Source organism: Kineococcus endophyticus (assembly GCF_040796495.1).
In the GTDB taxonomy this organism is placed as follows: domain Bacteria; phylum Actinomycetota; class Actinomycetes; order Actinomycetales; family Kineococcaceae; genus Kineococcus; species Kineococcus endophyticus.
In genome coordinates this window covers 1-1,611 of record NZ_JBFNQN010000038.1, presented here as the reverse complement: position 1 = coordinate 1,611, position 1,611 = coordinate 1, and the positions used below count along the sequence as shown (strand labels likewise).

The window sequence follows — 1,611 nt, the reverse complement described above, 5'->3', positions numbered from 1 at the left end:
TCCCATCGGTGCTGCCTCATTCTCGGGTCAGGCAGCCAATCGGAGTGTCCACCGAACCGGGAACGGTCCAAAGCACATGTCTGCGACGTCGCCGACCGCGCACTGAGAGCGGGATGACCGTGCGCTTCGAGCGCACCGCGGGATGAGCGCCCATCTCAGTGCTAGCTGCTCTACGCGGCGATCCTGGTTGTGGTGATGGATGCGCTGGATGGTCAAGGACCCAGTGGTCGCGCTTCGGTGGGCGCTGGTGCCCGCCAAGGGGCAGACTGCGACCAGGTCGAACTGTCGGCTGTCAGCCGACGAAACGGGACCAGGCAGTTGCGACTCTTTGATGAGGCACGACGACAGCGCCGGATCGCTCGGGCCCTCGTCGACAGCGCGCGGCAGCTCAAGGTGCGCTGTGCGCAGGGTCGCGCAGCCGTGTGGGCTACGCGGGCCGGCAGTGCGGCGGTGCGTCAGCGCAGTGAGCTGCTCATGGCGCAGTCGGTCGCTTCCCGCCTGGGTCTTGTCCTTCAGGCACCGTGGGGGTGTGGCGCTGATGCGGTGAGTGCTGCAGCTGTCAGGGGTGCCGGTGAGAGACCTGGTGAGTGAACCGGGGGACGAACCGGTGGTACTGGTCCGCTCTCGTGTCCTGCGGGGCCGGCAGGTCGATGACCTCGCCGTGGCAGGGGTCGCTGCTGACCTGGAAGCCCTGCTATGTGCGGCCGCGCAGCGGTTGGGCGTGGTCGTGGCTGCGGTCAGCGCGATCAGCGCGATCAGCATCGAGGACGGGGACATGGGGGCGTGGATACGGGTAACGCGCAGCGCCACAGGTCACCGGCACCCTCAGCCAACACTCGAGCCGGATCCTGAGCAGAGCCTTGAACAGGGATCGGCGTAGGTCTCCTACCCGCCCCTCGTGGTCCGGCAGCGGGCCGCAGTCGGTGCCGACCGGTGACTGACTGAAGACCCCACCCCTCTCGTGAGGATGCACCGGATGAAGATCACCAGTAGTGCTCACCGTGACGCCCAGGTCCTCACCGTCGAGGGGGCGGTGGGCCCAGCGCAGATGACGCAGCTTCGGGCTGCGCTGCAGAGCGAGCTGGTGCGTGAGGTGGGAGGCGACGTGATCTTGGATGTGCGGCGGGTGGGTTCCTTCGACGATGAGGTGCTGATGGTCCTGACCGCGGGCAGGACGCTGGGCAAATCCCGCCGGCGCCGCATTGTGGTGGTGGACGACGCCGGCGGTGCGACCTGCCGAAGCCTGCGTCGTAGTGGGCAGATTTTCCGCTTCCCGGTGTATCCGGACGTGGACGCGGCCAGTGCGGCCTTGGTCTTCGAGCGTCGGGCGTTGGACAGCATCAACCCCGTTGTCCGTGTCCAGGTCGTCGACCTCGAAGGTGGCCGTCAACGTCTGCGGTGAGGACTATCGCTGCCGCGACTCTCTTGCCCCGTAGGTGCCAGGGGTACTGGTGTGGACCACTCCCGCTGACGGTGGCAGGCACCGACTGCAGTCCGGCCCGTTCCTGCACATGGCTCACCTCGCTCAACGCCACGACGGTTGGACCGTTCCCGGTTCGGTGGACACTCCGATTGGCTGCCTGACCCGAGAATGAGGCAGCACCGATGGGG

1 protein-coding gene is annotated in these 1,611 nt (G+C 67.2%); it reads left to right on the top strand.

Annotated elements, in window-relative coordinates; genetic code table 11:
• The first annotated feature begins 976 nt into the window (after window positions 1-976).
• A complete protein-coding gene (locus AB1207_RS24410) occupies window positions 977-1,402 on the top strand; it encodes an STAS domain-containing protein (RefSeq protein ID WP_367641435.1) in 426 nt (141 codons plus the stop codon).
• The last annotated feature ends 209 nt before the right edge of the window (window positions 1,403-1,611 follow it).

Excerpts from the sequence above, each read along its gene's own strand:
- AB1207_RS24410 (WP_367641435.1), top strand. The coding sequence starts at position 977 with ATGAAGATCACCAGTAGTGCTCACCGTGACGCCCAGGTCCTCACCGTC.